Raw genomic sequence first — 15,725 nt, forward strand, 5'->3', positions numbered from 1 at the left:
GGATCAGCTCCACTTTCCGTACAGACTCTCCACTCCAAGGGAATCCGAGAACAGTCATGGCGAACTTCACCGCCGCGGACGTCAAGAAGCTGCGCGACATGACCGGCGCCGGCATGATGGCCTGCAAGAAGGCCCTGACCGAGGCCGACGGCGACTTCGACAAGGCCGTCGAGGCCCTGCGCGTCAAGGGTGCCAAGGACGTCGGCAAGCGCGCCGAGCGCACCGCCGCCCAGGGCATGGTCGTCCTCAAGCAGGAGTCCGAAGGCAAGGCCACCCTCGTCGAGCTCAACTGCGAGACCGACTTCGTCGCCAAGAACGACCAGTTCATCGCGCTGGTGAACCAGGTCGCCGACTTCGTCGCCGCCCAGGACAGCGACGACCTCGCCACCGTCGCCGCCGCCGAGATCGAGCCGGGCAAGACCCTCCAGGCCTTCATCGAGGCCAAGAGCGCGGTCATCGGCGAGAAGCTGGAGTTCCGCCGCTTCGCCAAGTTCGAGGGCGCCTACGTCGCCAGCTACCTCCACAAGTCCGACCCGGACCTGCCCCCCACCATGGGCGTCCTGGTCGAGCTGGACAAGGCTGACGAGGAGGTCGGCAAGGACCTCGCCCAGCAGATCGCCGCGCTGGCCCCGCAGTACATCGGCCGGGACGACGTCCCCGCCGAGGTCGTGGAGAACGAGCGCCGCATCGCCGAGCAGACCACCCGCGAGGAGGGAAAGCCCGAGCAGGCCATCCCCAAGATCGTGGAGGGCCGCCTCAACGGTTACTTCAAGGACGTGACGCTGCTCGGCCAGCCGTTCGTCAAGGAGAACAAGAAGACGGTCCAGAAGGTCGTCGACGAGGCCGGCGTGACCGTCAAGCGCTTCGTCCGCTTCAAGGTCGGCCAGGCCTGAGGGTTTTGAGATGATGGAGGTGCCGGGGAGACTGCTCCCCGGCACCTTCGGTGGATATGGGCGGGTGGCGGGGCGCGTGAGCCCGGCCGGCCGCGGCGAGGAACACTCGGGGGACCCTGTGCCGCTCGGGGACGACAAGGGAGGCCACAGGCTGTGAACGAAGTGACGAGCACCGAACCGGCGATGCACGGGTCCGGCTGGAAGCGCGTGATGCTCAAACTCTCCGGCGAGGCGTTCGCGGGCGGCGGCGGCCTGGGCATCGACCCCGAGGTCGTCCAGTACGTGGCCGAGTCCATCGCCGAGGCGGTCTCCGAGGGCATCCAGGTCGCGGTGGTCGTCGGCGGCGGCAACATGTTCCGCGGCGCCCAGCTCACCGAGGGCGGCATCGAGCGCGGCCGCGCCGACTACATGGGCATGCTCGGCACCGTCATCAACTGCCTCGCCCTCCAGGACTTCCTGGAGCGGCTCGGTGTGGACACCCGCGTGCAGACCGCGATCCACATGAGCCAGGTCGCCGAGGCCTACATCCCCCGCCGCGCCGTCCGCCACCTGGAGAAGGGCCGCGTGGTCATCTTCGGCGCCGGTCTGGGCGCACCGTTCTTCTCGACCGACACCACCGCCGCCCAGCGCGCGCTGGAGATCGGCGCGCAGGCGGTCCTCAAGGGCACCCAGGTCGACGGGGTCTACGACTCCGACCCCCAGCGCAACCCCGACGCGGTCAAGTTCGACAAGCTCAACTACAACGAGGTCCTCACCCGCGGCCTCAAGGTCATGGACGCCACCGCGGTCAGCCTGTGCATGGACAACGGGCTGCCCATCGTCGTGTTCGACCTGATGAGCCAGGGCAACATCCTGCGCGCGGTACGCGGTGAGAAGATCGGCACCATCGTCGGGCCGACCCCGGTCTAGACAGCCTCCGCGACCACAGCAAGCCACGACACCAGGGAGCGCCCACATGATCGAAGAGACCCTCCTCGAGGCCGAGGAGAAGATGGAGAAGGCCGTGACCGTCGCGAAGGAGGACTTCGCCACGATCCGCACCGGCCGCCCCACCCCGGCGACCTTCAACAAGATCACCGTCGACTACTACGGCGCCCGGACGCCGATCAACCAGCTGGCCTCCTTCTCGGTCCCCGAGCCGCGCATGGTGGTCATCTCTCCGTTCGACGTCAACTCGCGCACCGACATCATCAACGCCATCCGCAACAGCGACCTGGGCGTGAACCCCTCCGACGACGGCCAGGTCATCCGCGTGGTCTTCCCCGATCTTTCCGAGGAGCGCCGCAAGGAGTACGTCAAGGTCGCGCGGACCAAGGCCGAGGACAGCAAGGTCTCGATCCGCAACGTCCGCCGCCGTGCCAAGGACACCTTCGAGAAGGCCGTCAAGTCCGGCGACATCGGCGAGGACGAGGCGCACCGCGCCCAGGCCGAGCTGGACGAACTGTCTTCGAAGTACGTCGCGTCCGTCGACGAGCTGCTGAAGCACAAGGAATCGGAACTGCTCGAGGTTTAGCCGGTGACCCCTCCTTCCTCCAGCGACTCGGGAGGCGATGACCGCTCGCCCGAGCACAGACCCGGCGGCGGGCCGCAGGGCGGTCCCGATCCGGACGGGCAGCGCTTCGTGCTGCACAAACCGGGGGGTGAGCCGGTCCGGACGGGCCGCAACCTCCCGGTGGCCATCGCCAGCGGGTGCGCCCTGGGCGCCCTCGTGTTCTTCTCCATCTTCCCTCTCCCCCAGCTGTTCACGATCATCACCTCCCTGGGGGTGCTGATCGGCCTGCGCGAGGTCAACCGGGCGTTCGCGGGCAAGGGCATGGGCCTGGCAGTGGCGCCGCTGGCCGTCGGCGGCGTGGCCATGCAGGTCGCCGCCTACTTCGGGGGAACCGACTGGCTGGTGGGCACGACCGCGCTGACCGCGATCGTCGCTCTGGTGTGGCGGTTGCGCGGAGGTACGGAAGGGTTCGTGGCCGACGTCGCGGCCAACCTGTTCACCCTGGTGTACCTGCCGTTCCTCTTCGGCACGTGGCTGCTGCTCATCTCCCATCCCGAGGACGGCCAGTACCGCCTGGTCACGTTCATCGTGGTGACGATCTCCAGCGACATCGGCGGGTACTTCGCCGGAATCCTGCTGGGCCGGCACAAGATGGCGCCGGTGATCAGCCCCAACAAGACCTGGGAGGGCTTCGGCGGATCGGTCGTGGGCTGCGCCGTGGCGGGTGCGCTGTGCGTGACGCTCATGCTGGACGGCCCGTGGTGGGTCGGCGTGGTCCTGGGCCTGGCCGTCGTGCTGGCCGCCACCGTCGGAGACCTCATCGAGTCGCTGTTCAAGCGCGACCTCGGGGTCAAGGACATGGGCAGGTTCATGCCCGGGCACGGCGGCCTCATGGACCGCCTGGACTCGCTGCTGATCGCCGGTCCCGTGACGTGGATGGTGCTGAGCCTGCTGCTGTAGGCGGGCGGCGGACGGGGCGGGTCCTCCCGGGGACCCGCCCCGTCGGCGTCCCCGTTCCTGGCACCCCGACCGGGCGGGTGGATACGCTCGTCGGGTGGATGAACCGCTGATCGAACGAATGCGCGTGTACGGCGAGACGGTCTTCGCCGAGATGACGCGGCTGGCCGTGGAGACCGGATCGGTCAACCTGGGGCAGGGATTCCCCGACACCGACGGTCCCCGCTCCCTGCTGGAGGCCGCCTCCGGGCACATCCTGGAGGGGGTGAACCAGTACCCGCCCGGGCCGGGCCGTCCCGAGCTGCGGCGGGCGGTGAGCCGGTACCGGGCCCGCCACTACGGCATCGAACTGGACCCGGACACCGAGGTCTACGTGACCGTCGGCGCCACCGCCGGGATCGCGGCCGCGATGCTCGCCCTGGTGGAGCGCGGAGACGAGGTGATCGTCTTCGAGCCGATGTACGACTCCTACGCCGCCACGATCACGCTGGCGGGCGGGGTGCGCAGGCCGGTGACGCTGCGGCCGGACCCCGTGACCGGCCGCTTCACCTTCGACCCCGCCGAGCTGCGCGCGGCCGTGGGCCCCCGCACCCGGATGGTGCTGGTGAACACGCCGCACAACCCCACGGGGACCGTGTTCACCGCCGAGGAGCTGGAAGAGGTCGCGCGGGTGTGCCGCGAGCACGACCTGATCGCGTTCACCGACGAGGTGTACGAGTTCCTCACCTTCGACGGGCGGCCGCACGTGCCGCTGGCCACCCTGCCGGGCATGCGCGAGCGGACGCTGTCGGTGTCCTCGGTCGGCAAGATGTTCGCGGTGACCGGGTGGAAGACCGGCTGGGTGATGGGGCCCGAACCGCTGGTCACAGCGGTGCGCACGGTGAACCAGTTCCTCACCTTCTCCGCGAACGGCGCCCTCCAGCTGGCCACGGCCGAGGCCATCGACCGGGAGGAGGGGTGGGTCGCCGCCCAGCGCACCGCCCTCCAGGGCAAGCGCGACCGCCTGGTGGAGGGGCTGACCGGGGCCGGTTTCGAGGTGGACGCGTGCGAGGGCACCTACTTCGTCATGGCCGACATCCGCCCGCTCGGGTACGCCGACGGGGTGGAGGTGGCCCGCGCGCTGCCCCGGGAGGCCGGGGTGGCGGCGGTGCCCGCCCAGGTGTTCTACGACCGTCAGGAGGAGGGCGCGCATCTGCTGCGGTTCGCGTTCTGCAAGAGGGACGAGGTGCTGGACGAGGCGGTCGCCCGCCTCTCCGGCTGGCACGCGCGCGGGCGGTAGGAACCCGCCGCCGTGCGCACCGGCGGAGCGCACGGCGGCGTCCGTCAGGCCCGAGGGGCCCGGCGGGAGCGCGCGTCCATCACCTCGACCAGGCGCCGCTCCGCGTCGGGCCCCGCGGTGATCCGGGGCAGTCGCCACATCAGGGCGGCCCCGGCCACCCACCACACGAGCACCATCAGCCACTCGTTGGGCCAGCTCAGCGCCGCGGGCATGCCGGGCAGGTAGAGCAGGAGCAGTCCCACGGACAGTACGAGGGCCACCGTTCCGACGGGGACGCCCGCCGGAACGGTGAAGGGCCGCTCCATGGCGGGTTCGCGGCGGCGCAGCACGAGGAAGCTGACCACCACGGTGACGAAGCCGACCACGATGTTCAGGCCGCCGGCGTTGACCAGCCAGCCCAGCATCGGCTCGCCGAAGAACGGCGACACCAGGGAGAGCGCGCCGACGAACAGCACGGCGTTGGACGGGGTGCGAAAGCGCGGGTGCAGGCGGCCGAACCAGGCCGGGAGCATCCGCGAGGCGGCCATGGCGTAGATGAGGCGGCTACCGCCGATGAGGAAGGCGTTCCAGCTGGTGAGCAGGCCCGCGATGCCGCCGAGGACGAGCAGGTTGCCCATGGCCGCGCTGTCCCACATGGCGGCGACGGCGTCGGCGGAGGCCAGTTCCGAGTCCGCCAGTTCGGCCGGGCCCAGGCCCGAGCCCGCCGTCAGCACGACCATCACGTACCAGGCGGTCGCACAGAACACCGACAGCACCAGCAGGGTGCCGACCATGCGGTACGGGAGCCTGATCTCGGAGGCCGACTGCGGGATGACGTCGAAGCCGACGAAGAGGAACGGGACCGCCACCAGGACCACGAACATGCCCGGGACGCCGCCGTCGAACAGCGGCCGCATGTTGTCCACGGACCCGCCGACGAACGCGCCGGTGACCATGGCGGCCCCGGTGACCAGCAGGAACAGCACCGCGATGGTCTGGAAGACGCTCGCGGGCCTGATGCCGACGTAGTTGACGGCGGTCATCAGCACGGCTGCGGCCACGCCGACGGCGACCAGGCTGGCGTGGACGTCGTACCCGGCGACGGTCCACAGGCGGACGACCGCCATGTCGGGGAAGAGGTAGACGAGGGTCCGGGGGACGGCCACGGCCTCGAAGGCGACGACGGAGACGTAGCCCAGGATCATGGCCCAGGAGGCGGTGAAGGCCCCCTTGGGGCCGATGGCGCGCATGGCGTAGTGGTGCTCCCCGCCCGCGTGCGGCATCGCGGCGACGAGTTCGGCGTAGGTGAGGCCGACGAAGGCCATGATGACTCCGCCGACCACGAAGGCCAGCGCCGCGCCCGCGCTGCCCGCCGCGCCGACGAAGTCGCCCACCAGCACGATCCAGCCGAAACCGATCATCGCGCCGAAGCCGAGGGCGAGGACGTCACCCCTTCCCAGCACCCGGACGAAACTCTGGCTGTTGTCGGACACGCGGTCTCCCAGCGGTCGTGCCTGTGGTGCAGGACACACAAGCACGCGGCGGCGGTGAGGGGAAGGGCCCGTCGCGGAGGTTTTCGCCCCTGTTCCGCTTCCGCCGCCCCCACCGCTCGCGCACCAGAGCGGCGCCCGGGCCCCGGCCGCCGGTCGGCGCGGACGCCCCAACCGCGAACGCGCGGTCCGGCGGTCGGCCGCGGTGGGTGTTCCCGACGGCCGGTCAGGCGTTCGTCCGTGAGCGCGGCCTCTCAGGGCCGGGAGGCCGACGGGCTCCACACCATGGTCCGCTGGTGCACGTGCCCTCCCTCGAAGCGCACGCCCGGCACCACGGGGGCCGGTCCGTGGGGTTCGAACCCGGCCCGCGCGAAGAAGCGCACGGCGCCGGTGTTCTCCACGAGGGTCTGCAGGTGGCAGCCGCGGGATCCCTGCTCGCGCAGCCGCTCCTGCCACTCGCGCACCAGAGCGGCGCCCACGCCGGTGCCGCGTGCCCGGGACTCGACGTTGACGTGCAGGTGGGCGGGCCAGCGCGGGTCCGAGAGCTCGCCCGCGGTCGGTCTGCGCCGGAGGGCGGACACCGCCGTGTCCAGCAGGGCCCGGGCGAAGAAGGCCGCCGGTCCTCGTCGCAGCGCGAGCCGGTGCTCCCGGATCGCGCGGTCCACGAGCTCACTCTCCCCGGGCATCGCGGAGGGGTCGGGGCAGCCGGTCAGGTAGCCCGCCATCCGTCCGTCGACCAGGGCGACCAGCAGCGATTCGGGCACGTGGTCCATGTAGGGATCCAGGTAGATCGCGGCCTCGGACGGAAGGTGTCCCCAGAGCGTTCCCGACGGCGACCCCTCGCCCGCACGGGCGAACAGCGCCCGCAGTTCGGCGCGGTCGTCCTCGCGGAAGGTCCGGATCTCGGTACTTGCCACAACGACGCTCCTCAACTGTGTATCGAATACAGTGTATAAGATACACAGTTCGGCGCCCGGGCTGAAGGGCCCGGGCGCCGCACCGTGGGCCCTACTGGGCCTCGGGCTCGAACCAGACCGCACCGAGCGGGGGCAGGGCGACCTCCGCCGAGAACGGCTGCCCGTCCCAGGGCACGGGCTCGGCGTCCACGCGTGCGGGCGCCGGGTGGTCCGACCCGCCGAAGCGCGCCTCGTCGGTGTTGAGCACCGCGTTCCAGCGGCCCCCGGAGGGCAGTCCCATCCGCCGCCCGGTACGGGGCACCGGCGAGAAGTTCACCGCGCAGGCGAGCACCGAGCCGTCGTCGCCGTGGCGCAGGTACGACAGCGTGTTCCCCTCGCGGTCACCGCCGTCCAGCCAGGTGAAGCCCGCCGGTTCGGTGTCCCGCGACCACAGCGCGGCCCGCGGCCGGTAGGTCTCGTTGAGCGTCCGCACCAGGCGCTGCACCCCCGCGTGGTGCTCGAACTGGAGCAGCCACCACGGCACGCCCTCCCGGTGCGACCACTCGTCGCCCTGGGCGATCTCCCCGCCCATGAACAGCAGCTGCTTGCCCGGGTGGGACCACATGAACGCCAGGAGCGCGCGCAGGGTCGCCGACCGCTGCCACTCGTCGCCGGGCGGCTTGTTGAACAGCGACTGCTTGCCGTGCACCACCTCGTCGTGCGACAGCGGCAGCACGTAGTTCTCGCTGTAGGCGTAGACCATCGAGAACGTGACGTCGTCGTGGTGGTACTGGCGGTGGACCGGCTCCTTCTTGACGTACTCCAGGGTGTCGTGCATCCACCCCATGTTCCACTTGAACCCGAAGCCGAGCCCGCCGTGGTCCACCGGAGTGGTCACGCCCGTGTAGGCGGTGGACTCCTCCGCGATCATCGCCACGTGCGGGTTGCGCCGGTAGACGGTGGTGTTGAGCTCCTTGAGGAAGTCGATCGCCTCCAGGTTCTCCCTGCCGCCGAACACGTTCGGCTCCCAGGCCCCGGAGTCGCGCGAGTAGTCCAGGTAGATCATCGAGGCCACCGCGTCCACCCGCAGGCCGTCGACGTGGAACTCCTCCAGCCAGTACAGGGCGTTGGCCACGAGGAAGTTGCGCACCTCGGTCCGCCCGTAGTTGAAGATCAGCGTCCCCCAGTCCGGGTGCTCGCTCCGGCGGGGGTCGGGGTGCTCGTACAGCGCGCTCCCGTCGAAGCGGGCCAGCGCCCACTCGTCCTTCGGGAAGTGCGCGGGCACCCAGTCCAGCAGCACGCCGACGCCCGCGCGGTGCAGGGCGTCCACCAGGTGGCGGAACTCGTCCGGCGTGCCGAACCGGGGCGTGGGCGCGTAGTACGAGGTCACCTGGTATCCCCAGGAGCCGTCGTAGGGGTGCCCCGCCACGGGCAGGAACTCCACGTGCGTGAACCCCATGTCGGTCACGTACGCGACCAGTTCCTCGGCCAGTTCGGCGTAGCCCAGTCCGGGCCGCCAAGAGCCCAGGTGCACCTCGTACACGCTCATCGGCGCCCGGTGCTGCTCCACGCCCTTGCGCTCGGCCATCCACTCCTGGTCGGACCACACGTGCGTGGAGGAGGTGACCACGGAGGCGGTCGCGGGCGGCATCTGAGTGCACCGCGCCATGGGGTCGGCCTTGTCACGCCAGTGCCCGTCGGCGCCCAGGACCTGGAACTTGTACAGGCCGCCCTCGCCGATCCCGGGCACGAACAGCTCCCACACGCCGCTGGAGCCCAGGCTCCGCATCGGGTGCCCGACGCCGCTCCAGTGGTTGAAGTCGCCGATCATCCGCACGCCCCGCGCGTCCGGCGCCCACACCGCGAACCGGGCGCCGGCCACCTCGCCCATCGCGGTGTCCTCGACCCGCACGTGCGCTCCGAGGGCGTTCCACAGCTCCTCGTGGCGGCCCTCGCCGATCAGGTGCAGGTCCAGCTCGCCCAGGGTCGGCGCGAACCGGTACGGGTCGGCGGCCACGTGCTCGGCGCCGTCCTCGTAGCGGGCGCTGATCCGGTAGTCGGGCACGGAGCCGAGCCTGCTCCGGGACACCTTCGCGGAGAACACGCCCCGGTGCAGGTGGTCCAGGCGCAGCCGCGAGCCGTCGGCCAGGACGGCGTGCACCTCCACCGCGCCCGGCCGCAGGGCCCGCACGACGGTGCCCCGGCCCTCGGCGTGCACGCCCAGCAGCGCGTGCGGGTCGTGGTGGTGGCCGTCCACCAGCCGGTCCAGGGCGGCGACCAGTTCGGGGTCGGGCCCCTTGCGCCGGGATGCGGCCGGGGCCCTGGTCGCCGCGGCCTTCCCGTTCGCCTCGGCCTTCCCGTCGGCGGAGGCCCTGCCCTTCGAGGAGGCCGGGGCCCGCTTCGCGGCCGGGGCCCTCCCAGCCGTCTTCGCCGTCGCGGCCTTCCTGCCCGCATTGGCCGCCCCGCCCCCGGCGGGCTTCACGGCGGCGGGTTCCACCGCGGCCGCCGTTTCGGCGACCGACACCTCCTCCACGACCGGGATGCTCTCCACGGCCTTCTTCTTCGGGCTCTTCCCGTTCGTCGCGGTCTTGGCTGCGCTGGCACGCGGACGTTGTTCGCTGCGGGGCGAGGTCAATGCGGGCTCCGTGGTACTCGTGCGGACGGATCGGGGGGGCGTGGTGGTCGAAGCGGCGGCCGCCGTGCTCGGGAGGCGGCCGTGCTCTTCGGGGCTCCGCTTCGCTTCGCCCCGTGCTCGGGCGCCTCAAGGGCGAGAACCTTCGGCGCCTTCGGCGGGTTGGCTCGTTCCTCGCGAACCCGCCTCCGGCACCTCCAGAACCCCGCCGACGCCCGAGCCCCACCCCCAGGGGCCAAGCGAACTTTCACCGGACACCGCCTATCCGGGAACGGGAGGCGCGGCGGCGGTGGCGATGGAATCCAGCGGGACCCGCAGCCAGTTCGGCCGGTTCCGGGCCTCGTACAGCACCTCGTACACGGCCTTGTCGAACTCGAAGGCCCGCAGGACCGCCAGGTGCTTCTCCGGGTCGGCCCCTCCGCCGTCGGCGTAGCCCCGGCAGAACGCCTCCCGGTTGTGCCGGGCCCAGGAGCGGGCCGCCCACTCCAGACCGGGGTCGCCCGGGTGCCCGATCAGCAGGTACCCGGCCGCGTAGTCGAAGGAGCGGAGCATCCCCGCCACGTCCCGCAGCGGGCTGGACAGGCGCTGGCGGTCGCGCACCGGCACGGTGGGTTCGCCCTCGAAGTCCAGCAGCACCCACCCGGATCCGGTCCGGATCGCCTGCCCCAGGTGGTAGTCGCCGTGGATGCGCTGTATCGGCAGCGGCTCGTCCACCTCGGAGAAGTCGGCGTAGGCCTCCATCACCCGGGGCGCGTGCTCGGCCAGCTCCGGCACCTCGGCGCTGGCCATAGCCAGGCGCTCGACCATGGCGTCGGCCATCTCGGCCGCGCCCGTCGGGGTGAGCACGTCCGTGGGCAGGGTCCGGGCCAGCGACCGGTGCACCTCGGCGGTGGTGCGGCCCAGCCGGGCCGCCTCGCCGGTGAACGCGGACTCGCGCCTGTCCCCGGACCCCTCCAGCAGGGCGCGCACGTTGGCGGTGGCGAGCACCCAGCCGTCCGTGGCGTGCGGGATGTAGGTCTGGAGCATGGCCAGCGTCGTGGGCGTGGAGTGCCCGACCAGGTCGGCCTCGATCCACCCGCACGGCCGGGCCACGTACGGGGTCCCCGACAGGGCCATGTTCAGCTCCAGGTCCGGGTTGGGTCCGGGCCAGAGCCTGCGGAAGGTCTTGAGGACGTAGTCCTCGCCGAAGACCAGCGACGTGTTGGACTGCTCGCCGGTGAGCAGCCGCCCGGCCGAACCGGTGCGGATGCTGTCGCCCGGCAGGCTGCGGAAGCGCACCTTTCCGGAGGGTTCGGCCCCGGTGGGGGCGGCGAACCGCTCCAGGAGCATCCGGGTCAGCTCCTCGTCGTGGGCGGCGTCGTAGACCACCCTGGGTCTGCCGCCCGCCACCTGGCACACGCCGATGGCCACGCGCGCCAGGTCCGGCGGCAGGGAGCGCGGCGGCCGCGAGCCCAGCAGCACCTGGTAGCGGGAGCTGCGGCCCCGCTGCCCGGCCTGGAGGACCAGGACGCTCAGGTCCGGGCCGTCGGGGCCCGACGTCACCAGCGTGTGCCTGCTCTCGACCCGGATCTGGCGGATGGGGATCCCCTTGCCGGAGAACCAGCGCTGTCTCGGTAGCCAGACGGCCAGGAGTTCTTCGAGTTGGGACATGTCAGAGCGACCCGTTTCCCTTCTCGCCCCCACCCCGGCCCGTGCGCTCCGCGGCCGGGCCGGAGGGGCCCGAGGCGCGCACCGCGCTCCCGTGGGAGGGGGTGCGGGCGCCGTCACCGAACGCGGGGGAGAACCCGGCCTGGATGCTGGACGTCGTGCTCACTGGGTGGTCCGGTGCGTGCGGCCGGGTCGCGGCCGCCGACACCGGCGAGATCTCGAAGGTGGCGTGCACCCGGGCCCCGGCCTCGGGCAGTCCGTAGGAAGGCATGCCGTCCCGGCCCGTGCCCGAGGGCTCCCGGTCGGCGGTGGCGGGCAGCTGGAACCAGTAGAAGCCGTGCCCGGGCAGGGTGAGCAGGTAGGGCAGTTCCCCGATCTCGGGGAAGCGCACACCGCCCACGCACTCCACCGGGGCGACCCCGGCGTAGCGCCCCAGGTCCAGCTCCACGGGCTGCGGATACCGCGACAGGTTGTTGACGCAGAGCATCCGGTCGTCGCCGTGCTCGCGGATGAAGGCCAGCACGCTCGGGTTGGTGGCGTTGAGCTCGGTGAAGGCGCCGGTGCCGAACACGGGGTGGCGCTTGCGGATCTGGATCATGCGCCGCGTCCAGTGCAGCAGCGAGCCGGGGTTGTCGCGCTGGGACTCCACGTTGAGCGCCTGGTACCCGTAGACCGGGTCCATGATCAGCGGCAGGTACAGGCGGGCCGGGTCGCCCTTGGAGAACCCGGCGTTGCGGTCCGAGCTCCACTGCATGGGCGTGCGCACGGCGTCGCGGTCGCCCAGCCAGATGTTGTCGCCCATGCCGATCTCGTCGCCGTAGTACAGGACGGGCGAGCCCGGCAGGGACAGCAGCAGGGCCGTGAACAGCTCGATCTGGTTGCGGTCGTTGTCCAGCAGGGGTGCGAGCCGCCTGCGGATCCCCACGTTGGCGCGCATGCGGGGTTCCTTGGCGTACTCGGAGTACATGTAGTCGCGCTCCTCGTCGGTGACCATCTCCAGGGTCAACTCGTCGTGGTTGCGCAGGAAGATCGCCCACTGGCAGTTGCGGGGGATCGGCGGCGTCTGGGCGAGGATCTCCGAGATCGGGAAGCGCTGCTCCTGCCGGACCGCCATGAACATGCGCGGCATCAGCGGGAAGTGGAAGTTCATGTGGCACTCGTCGCCGCCGGACTCGAAGTCGCCGAAGTAGTCGACGACGTCGGACGGCCACTGGTTGGCCTCGCTCAGCAGCACGCGGTCGGGGTAGAGCCGGTCCACCTCGGCGCGCACGCGCTTGAGGAACTCGTGCGTCTCCTTGAGGTTCTCGCAGTTGGTGCCCTCGCGCTCGTACAGGTAGGGCACGGCGTCCAGGCGGAACCCGTCGATGCCCAGGTCCAGCCAGTAGCGCAGGACCTCCAGGATCGCCTCCTGGACGGCCGGGTTCTCGAAGTTGAGGTCGGGCTGGTGGGAGAAGAACCGGTGCCAGTAGTACTGGCCGCGGACCTCGTCGTAGGTCCAGTTGGACGTCTCGGTGTCGACGAAGATGATGCGGGCCCCGTCGTAGCGGTCGTCGGTGTCCGACCACACGTAGAAGTCCCCGTAGGGCCCGTCCGGGTCCTCGCGGGAGGCCTTGAACCACGGGTGCTGGTCGCTGGTGTGGTTCATGACCAGGTCGGTGATGACCCGGATCCCGCGCCGGTGCGCCTCGTCCAGGAGCTCCACGAAGTCGGCGGTGCGGCCGAACTCCGGGAGGATCTTGAAGTAGTCGGAGATGTCGTAGCCGCCGTCGCGCAGGGGCGACTCGTACATCGGCAGCAGCCACACGCAGTCGATGCCCAGCCACTGGAGGTAGTCCAGCTTCTGCACCAGACCGGCGAGGTCGCCGGTGCCGTCGCCGTTGGAGTCGAAGAAGCCCCGGGCGAGCACCTCGTAGAAGACGGCGTGCTTGTACCAGTGGGGATCACTGGTGCCGCCGGAGGACATCAGCGGGCCGGTGGCGGCCCCGGTGGCCGGGGCGAGCGGACCGTGTTCGGCGTGACCGCGTCCGCCGGGGCCGGGCTCGTCTTTGCTCATCTAATGCTCCCCACCAAGAATGTTCGACGTCGGTTCAACAGGCGTTTCGGACACGGCGGGGCTCCGGCGGAGCAGCGGCTCCACCGGGCCCCGTGCGCTGGTTCCGGGGCCGCTATCTGCCGCTGACGGTGAACACGTGCGCGGGACCGGCCGCGGGGTCGAGCCGGACGTAGTTGTCCGCACCCCAGGTGTAGGAACGGCCGGTCAGCTCGTCGGTCACCCTGAGCTCCTCCTCCCTTGTGAGGCCGATGGACGGCAGATCCAGGTGCACCGTCGCCTCGCGTGCGTGGTGCGGGTCGAGGTTGACGACGGCGATCACGGCGTCGTCGGGGTCCTTGGGGCCGGTGCCGGGCCGGTGCTTGGAGAAGCAGACGATCTCGGGCCGGTCCACGTGGTGGAAGCGCAGGTTGCGCAGCTCCCGCAGGGCCGGGTGCTCCCGGCGCAGCCGGTTGAGCAGCGTGAGGAGGCCGGCGAGGGTCTCGCCGGAGGCCTCGGCCGCGGCCCAGTCGCGGGGGCGGTACTGGTACTTCTCCGAGTCGAGGTACTCCTCGCTGCCCGGTCCGGCGGGGGTGTTCTCGCACAGCTCGAAACCGGAGTAGACGCCCCAGGTGGGGGAGAGCAGGGCCGCCAGCACGGCGCGGACGGCGAACGCGGGCCGACCGCCGTGCTGGAGGTAGGCGTGCAGGATGTCCGGGGTGTTGGCGAAGAAGTTGGGCCGCAGGTAGTGGGCGCTCTCCCGGCTCAGCTCGGTGAGGTAGTTGGTCAGCTCGTCCTTGCCGTTGCGCCAGGTGAAGTAGGTGTAGGACTGGTGGAAGCCGACCTTGGCCAGGGTGCGCATCATGGCGGGGCGGGTGAAGGCCTCGGCGAGGAAGAGCACGTCGGGGTGCCTGTCGGCGACGTCGGCGAGCAGCTTCTGCCAGAACGCGACCGGCTTGGTGTGCGGGTTGTCGACGCGGAAGATCCGCACGCCGTGCGCGATCCAGTGCTCGACCACCCGCAGGACCTCCGCGTACAGGCCCTCGAAGTCGCGGTCGAAGTTGAGCGGGTAGATGTCCTGGTACTTCTTGGGCGGGTTCTCGGCGTAGGCGATGGAGCCGTCGGCCCGGGCGGTGAACCACTCGGGGTGCTCGGTGACCCAGGGGTGGTCGGGGGAGCACTGCAGGGCCAGGTCCAGGGCGATCTCCATGCCGTGCTCGCGGGCCTCGGCGACGAAGGCGTCGAAGTCGGCGAGGGTGCCCAGGTCGGGGTGGACCGCGTCGTGGCCGCCGTCGGCCGACCCGATGGCCCACACCGAACCGGGGTCGCCGGGACCGGCGGTCAGGGCGTTGTTGGCGCCCTTGCGGTGGGCGGTGCCGACCGGGTGGATCGGCGGGAGGTAGACCACGTCGAAGCCCATGTCGGCGATGGCGGGCAGGCGCTTGGCCGCGGTGGCGAGGGTGCCCGAGAGCTCCTGGCCGGGCGCGGTGTCGACCTGGGCGCCCTCCGAGCGCGGGAAGAACTCGTACCAGGAGCCGAACAGCGCGCGCTCGCGGTGGACGACGACGCTGGTGCGCCTGGACCTGGTGACCAGTTCGCGCAGGGGCGCGCGCTCCATCTCGGCCAGGACCTCGGGGGTGAGCGCCGCCTCGAAGCGCTCCACCGGGGACATCGAGGTGTCGCGCAGCGCCTTGGCGGCGGCGTTGAGGAAGGGGCGGCGCGGGACCCGTCGCCCGGCGCGGGCGAGCAGGCGGGCGCCCTCCTCCAGGACGAGCTCGGTGTCCTGGCCCAGCGGGAGCTTGACGCCCGCGACGTGGTGCCAGGTGGCGAAGGGGTCGGTCCACGACTCGACGGCGAAGGACCACGTCCCCTCCGTGGGGAGGCTGACGCAGGCCTCGTAGCGGTCGGTGCCGGGGGCGTGCTCGCGCATGGGGACGAGCTGTTCGCGGCGTCCCGCGGGGGAGTAGACGACGACGCCCGCGGCGAGGGAGTCGTGGCCCTCGCGGATCACCGTCGCTCCCACGGTGAAGCGTTCGCCCGGAACGGCTTTCACCGGTCCGAGGTCGTTCTCTGGAGAGATATCGAGGATGGGCAGGCGTCCGATCACTGGCTACACCGTAATTGTCGTGGTTCGACGTCGCTGAACCGTGCTGTTTTTCGGCAGGCGGAAATAACCGGGAGTTAATCCAGGGCAAGACGGAGTTCACGGAGTATCCGGAACAGAAACTGTCCGGATTAAGGCTTCGGTGCCCTCCGCTGTCTATCGTCTGCCCTCTTGTGGTGTTTGGCGGAGTGCCAGGGCCGGATAATTTCTGTGATCCTAGTCACACTGGGTGCGTGTACTAAGAGCCGGTGTTTGTCGGGTTTCTGCTGAGTAAACCTCTCAAAGTGGTCATAAGGACACAGCAGATTCAGGTGTCTCTGTGGTTGT

The 15,725-nt window shown here is 70.9% G+C and carries 11 protein-coding genes; 5 read left to right on the forward strand and 6 right to left on the reverse strand.

The features are described from left to right. Window positions 1–56 precede the first annotated feature (56 nt). From tsf to PV789_RS05165, 5 genes are all read left to right on the forward strand, one after another. Window positions 57–893, forward strand: coding sequence for a translation elongation factor Ts (tsf, locus tag PV789_RS05145; protein ID WP_017566252.1), 837 nt, complete (start codon window positions 57–59; stop codon window positions 891–893). A 183-nt stretch (window positions 894–1,076) separates the two neighbouring features. Continuing rightward, complete coding sequence (gene pyrH / locus PV789_RS05150; protein WP_036552624.1) at window positions 1,077–1,802, forward strand: UMP kinase; 726 nt, start codon at window positions 1,077–1,079, stop codon at window positions 1,800–1,802. Between the two features lie 46 nt (window positions 1,803–1,848). Then, entirely contained in the window at window positions 1,849–2,406 is a 558-nt protein-coding gene (gene frr / locus PV789_RS05155) for a ribosome recycling factor (protein WP_274976365.1), read from the forward strand. 3 nt (window positions 2,407–2,409) lie between these two features. After that, entirely contained in the window at window positions 2,410–3,345 is a 936-nt protein-coding gene (locus tag PV789_RS05160) for a phosphatidate cytidylyltransferase (RefSeq protein ID WP_274976366.1), read from the forward strand. Between the two features lie 94 nt (window positions 3,346–3,439). Beyond that, entirely contained in the window at window positions 3,440–4,621 is a 1,182-nt protein-coding gene (locus tag PV789_RS05165; protein ID WP_274976367.1) for a pyridoxal phosphate-dependent aminotransferase, read from the forward strand. 44 nt (window positions 4,622–4,665) lie between these two features. Here PV789_RS05165 and PV789_RS05170 read toward each other — a convergent pair whose 3' ends face one another. The 6 genes from PV789_RS05170 to PV789_RS05195 form a co-directional block, all read right to left on the reverse strand. Then, window positions 4,666–6,093: an APC family permease gene (locus tag PV789_RS05170; protein ID WP_274976368.1), complete on the reverse strand. Its 1,428-nt coding sequence runs from the start codon at window positions 6,091–6,093 to the stop codon at window positions 4,666–4,668. A gap of 251 nt (window positions 6,094–6,344) precedes the next feature. Next, window positions 6,345–7,007, reverse strand: coding sequence for a GNAT family N-acetyltransferase (locus PV789_RS05175; protein ID WP_274976369.1), 663 nt, complete (start codon window positions 7,005–7,007; stop codon window positions 6,345–6,347). 91 nt (window positions 7,008–7,098) lie between these two features. Then, window positions 7,099–9,267 (reverse strand): 1,4-alpha-glucan branching protein GlgB, encoded by a 2,169-nt coding sequence (gene glgB / locus PV789_RS05180; protein ID WP_498049381.1) that lies wholly within the window; start codon window positions 9,265–9,267, stop codon window positions 7,099–7,101. Window positions 9,268–9,879: 612 nt separating this feature from the next. Then, window positions 9,880–11,268 (reverse strand): maltokinase N-terminal cap-like domain-containing protein, encoded by a 1,389-nt coding sequence (locus tag PV789_RS05185; protein ID WP_274976370.1) that lies wholly within the window; start codon window positions 11,266–11,268, stop codon window positions 9,880–9,882. A 1-nt stretch (window position 11,269) separates the two neighbouring features. Continuing rightward, window positions 11,270–13,318, reverse strand: a complete 2,049-nt coding sequence (gene treS / locus PV789_RS05190) for a maltose alpha-D-glucosyltransferase (RefSeq protein WP_274976371.1) — start codon at window positions 13,316–13,318, stop codon at window positions 11,270–11,272. 112 nt (window positions 13,319–13,430) lie between these two features. After that, window positions 13,431–15,401 carry an alpha-1,4-glucan--maltose-1-phosphate maltosyltransferase gene (locus tag PV789_RS05195; protein WP_274976372.1) on the reverse strand — a complete coding sequence of 657 codons (1,971 nt, stop codon included), beginning with the start codon at window positions 15,399–15,401 and terminating at the stop codon, window positions 13,431–13,433. Window positions 15,402–15,725 lie beyond the last annotated feature (324 nt).

The sequence above is a fragment of the Nocardiopsis camelliae genome (assembly GCF_028993595.1).
Taxonomy (GTDB): domain Bacteria; phylum Actinomycetota; class Actinomycetes; order Streptosporangiales; family Streptosporangiaceae; genus Nocardiopsis; species Nocardiopsis dassonvillei.

Bases quoted from the DNA above. Each gene is read 5' to 3' on its own strand.
- PV789_RS05185 (WP_274976370.1), bottom strand. From the start codon at position 11,268: ATGTCCCAACTCGAAGAACTCCTGGCCGTCTGGCTACCGAGACAGCGC.
- tsf (WP_017566252.1), top strand. From the start codon at position 57: ATGGCGAACTTCACCGCCGCGGACGTCAAGAAGCTGCGCGACATGACC.
- frr (WP_274976365.1), top strand. From the start codon at position 1,849: ATGATCGAAGAGACCCTCCTCGAGGCCGAGGAGAAGATGGAGAAGGCC.
- pyrH (WP_036552624.1), top strand. From the start codon at position 1,077: ATGCACGGGTCCGGCTGGAAGCGCGTGATGCTCAAACTCTCCGGCGAG.
- treS (WP_274976371.1), bottom strand. From the start codon at position 13,318: ATGAGCAAAGACGAGCCCGGCCCCGGCGGACGCGGTCACGCCGAACAC.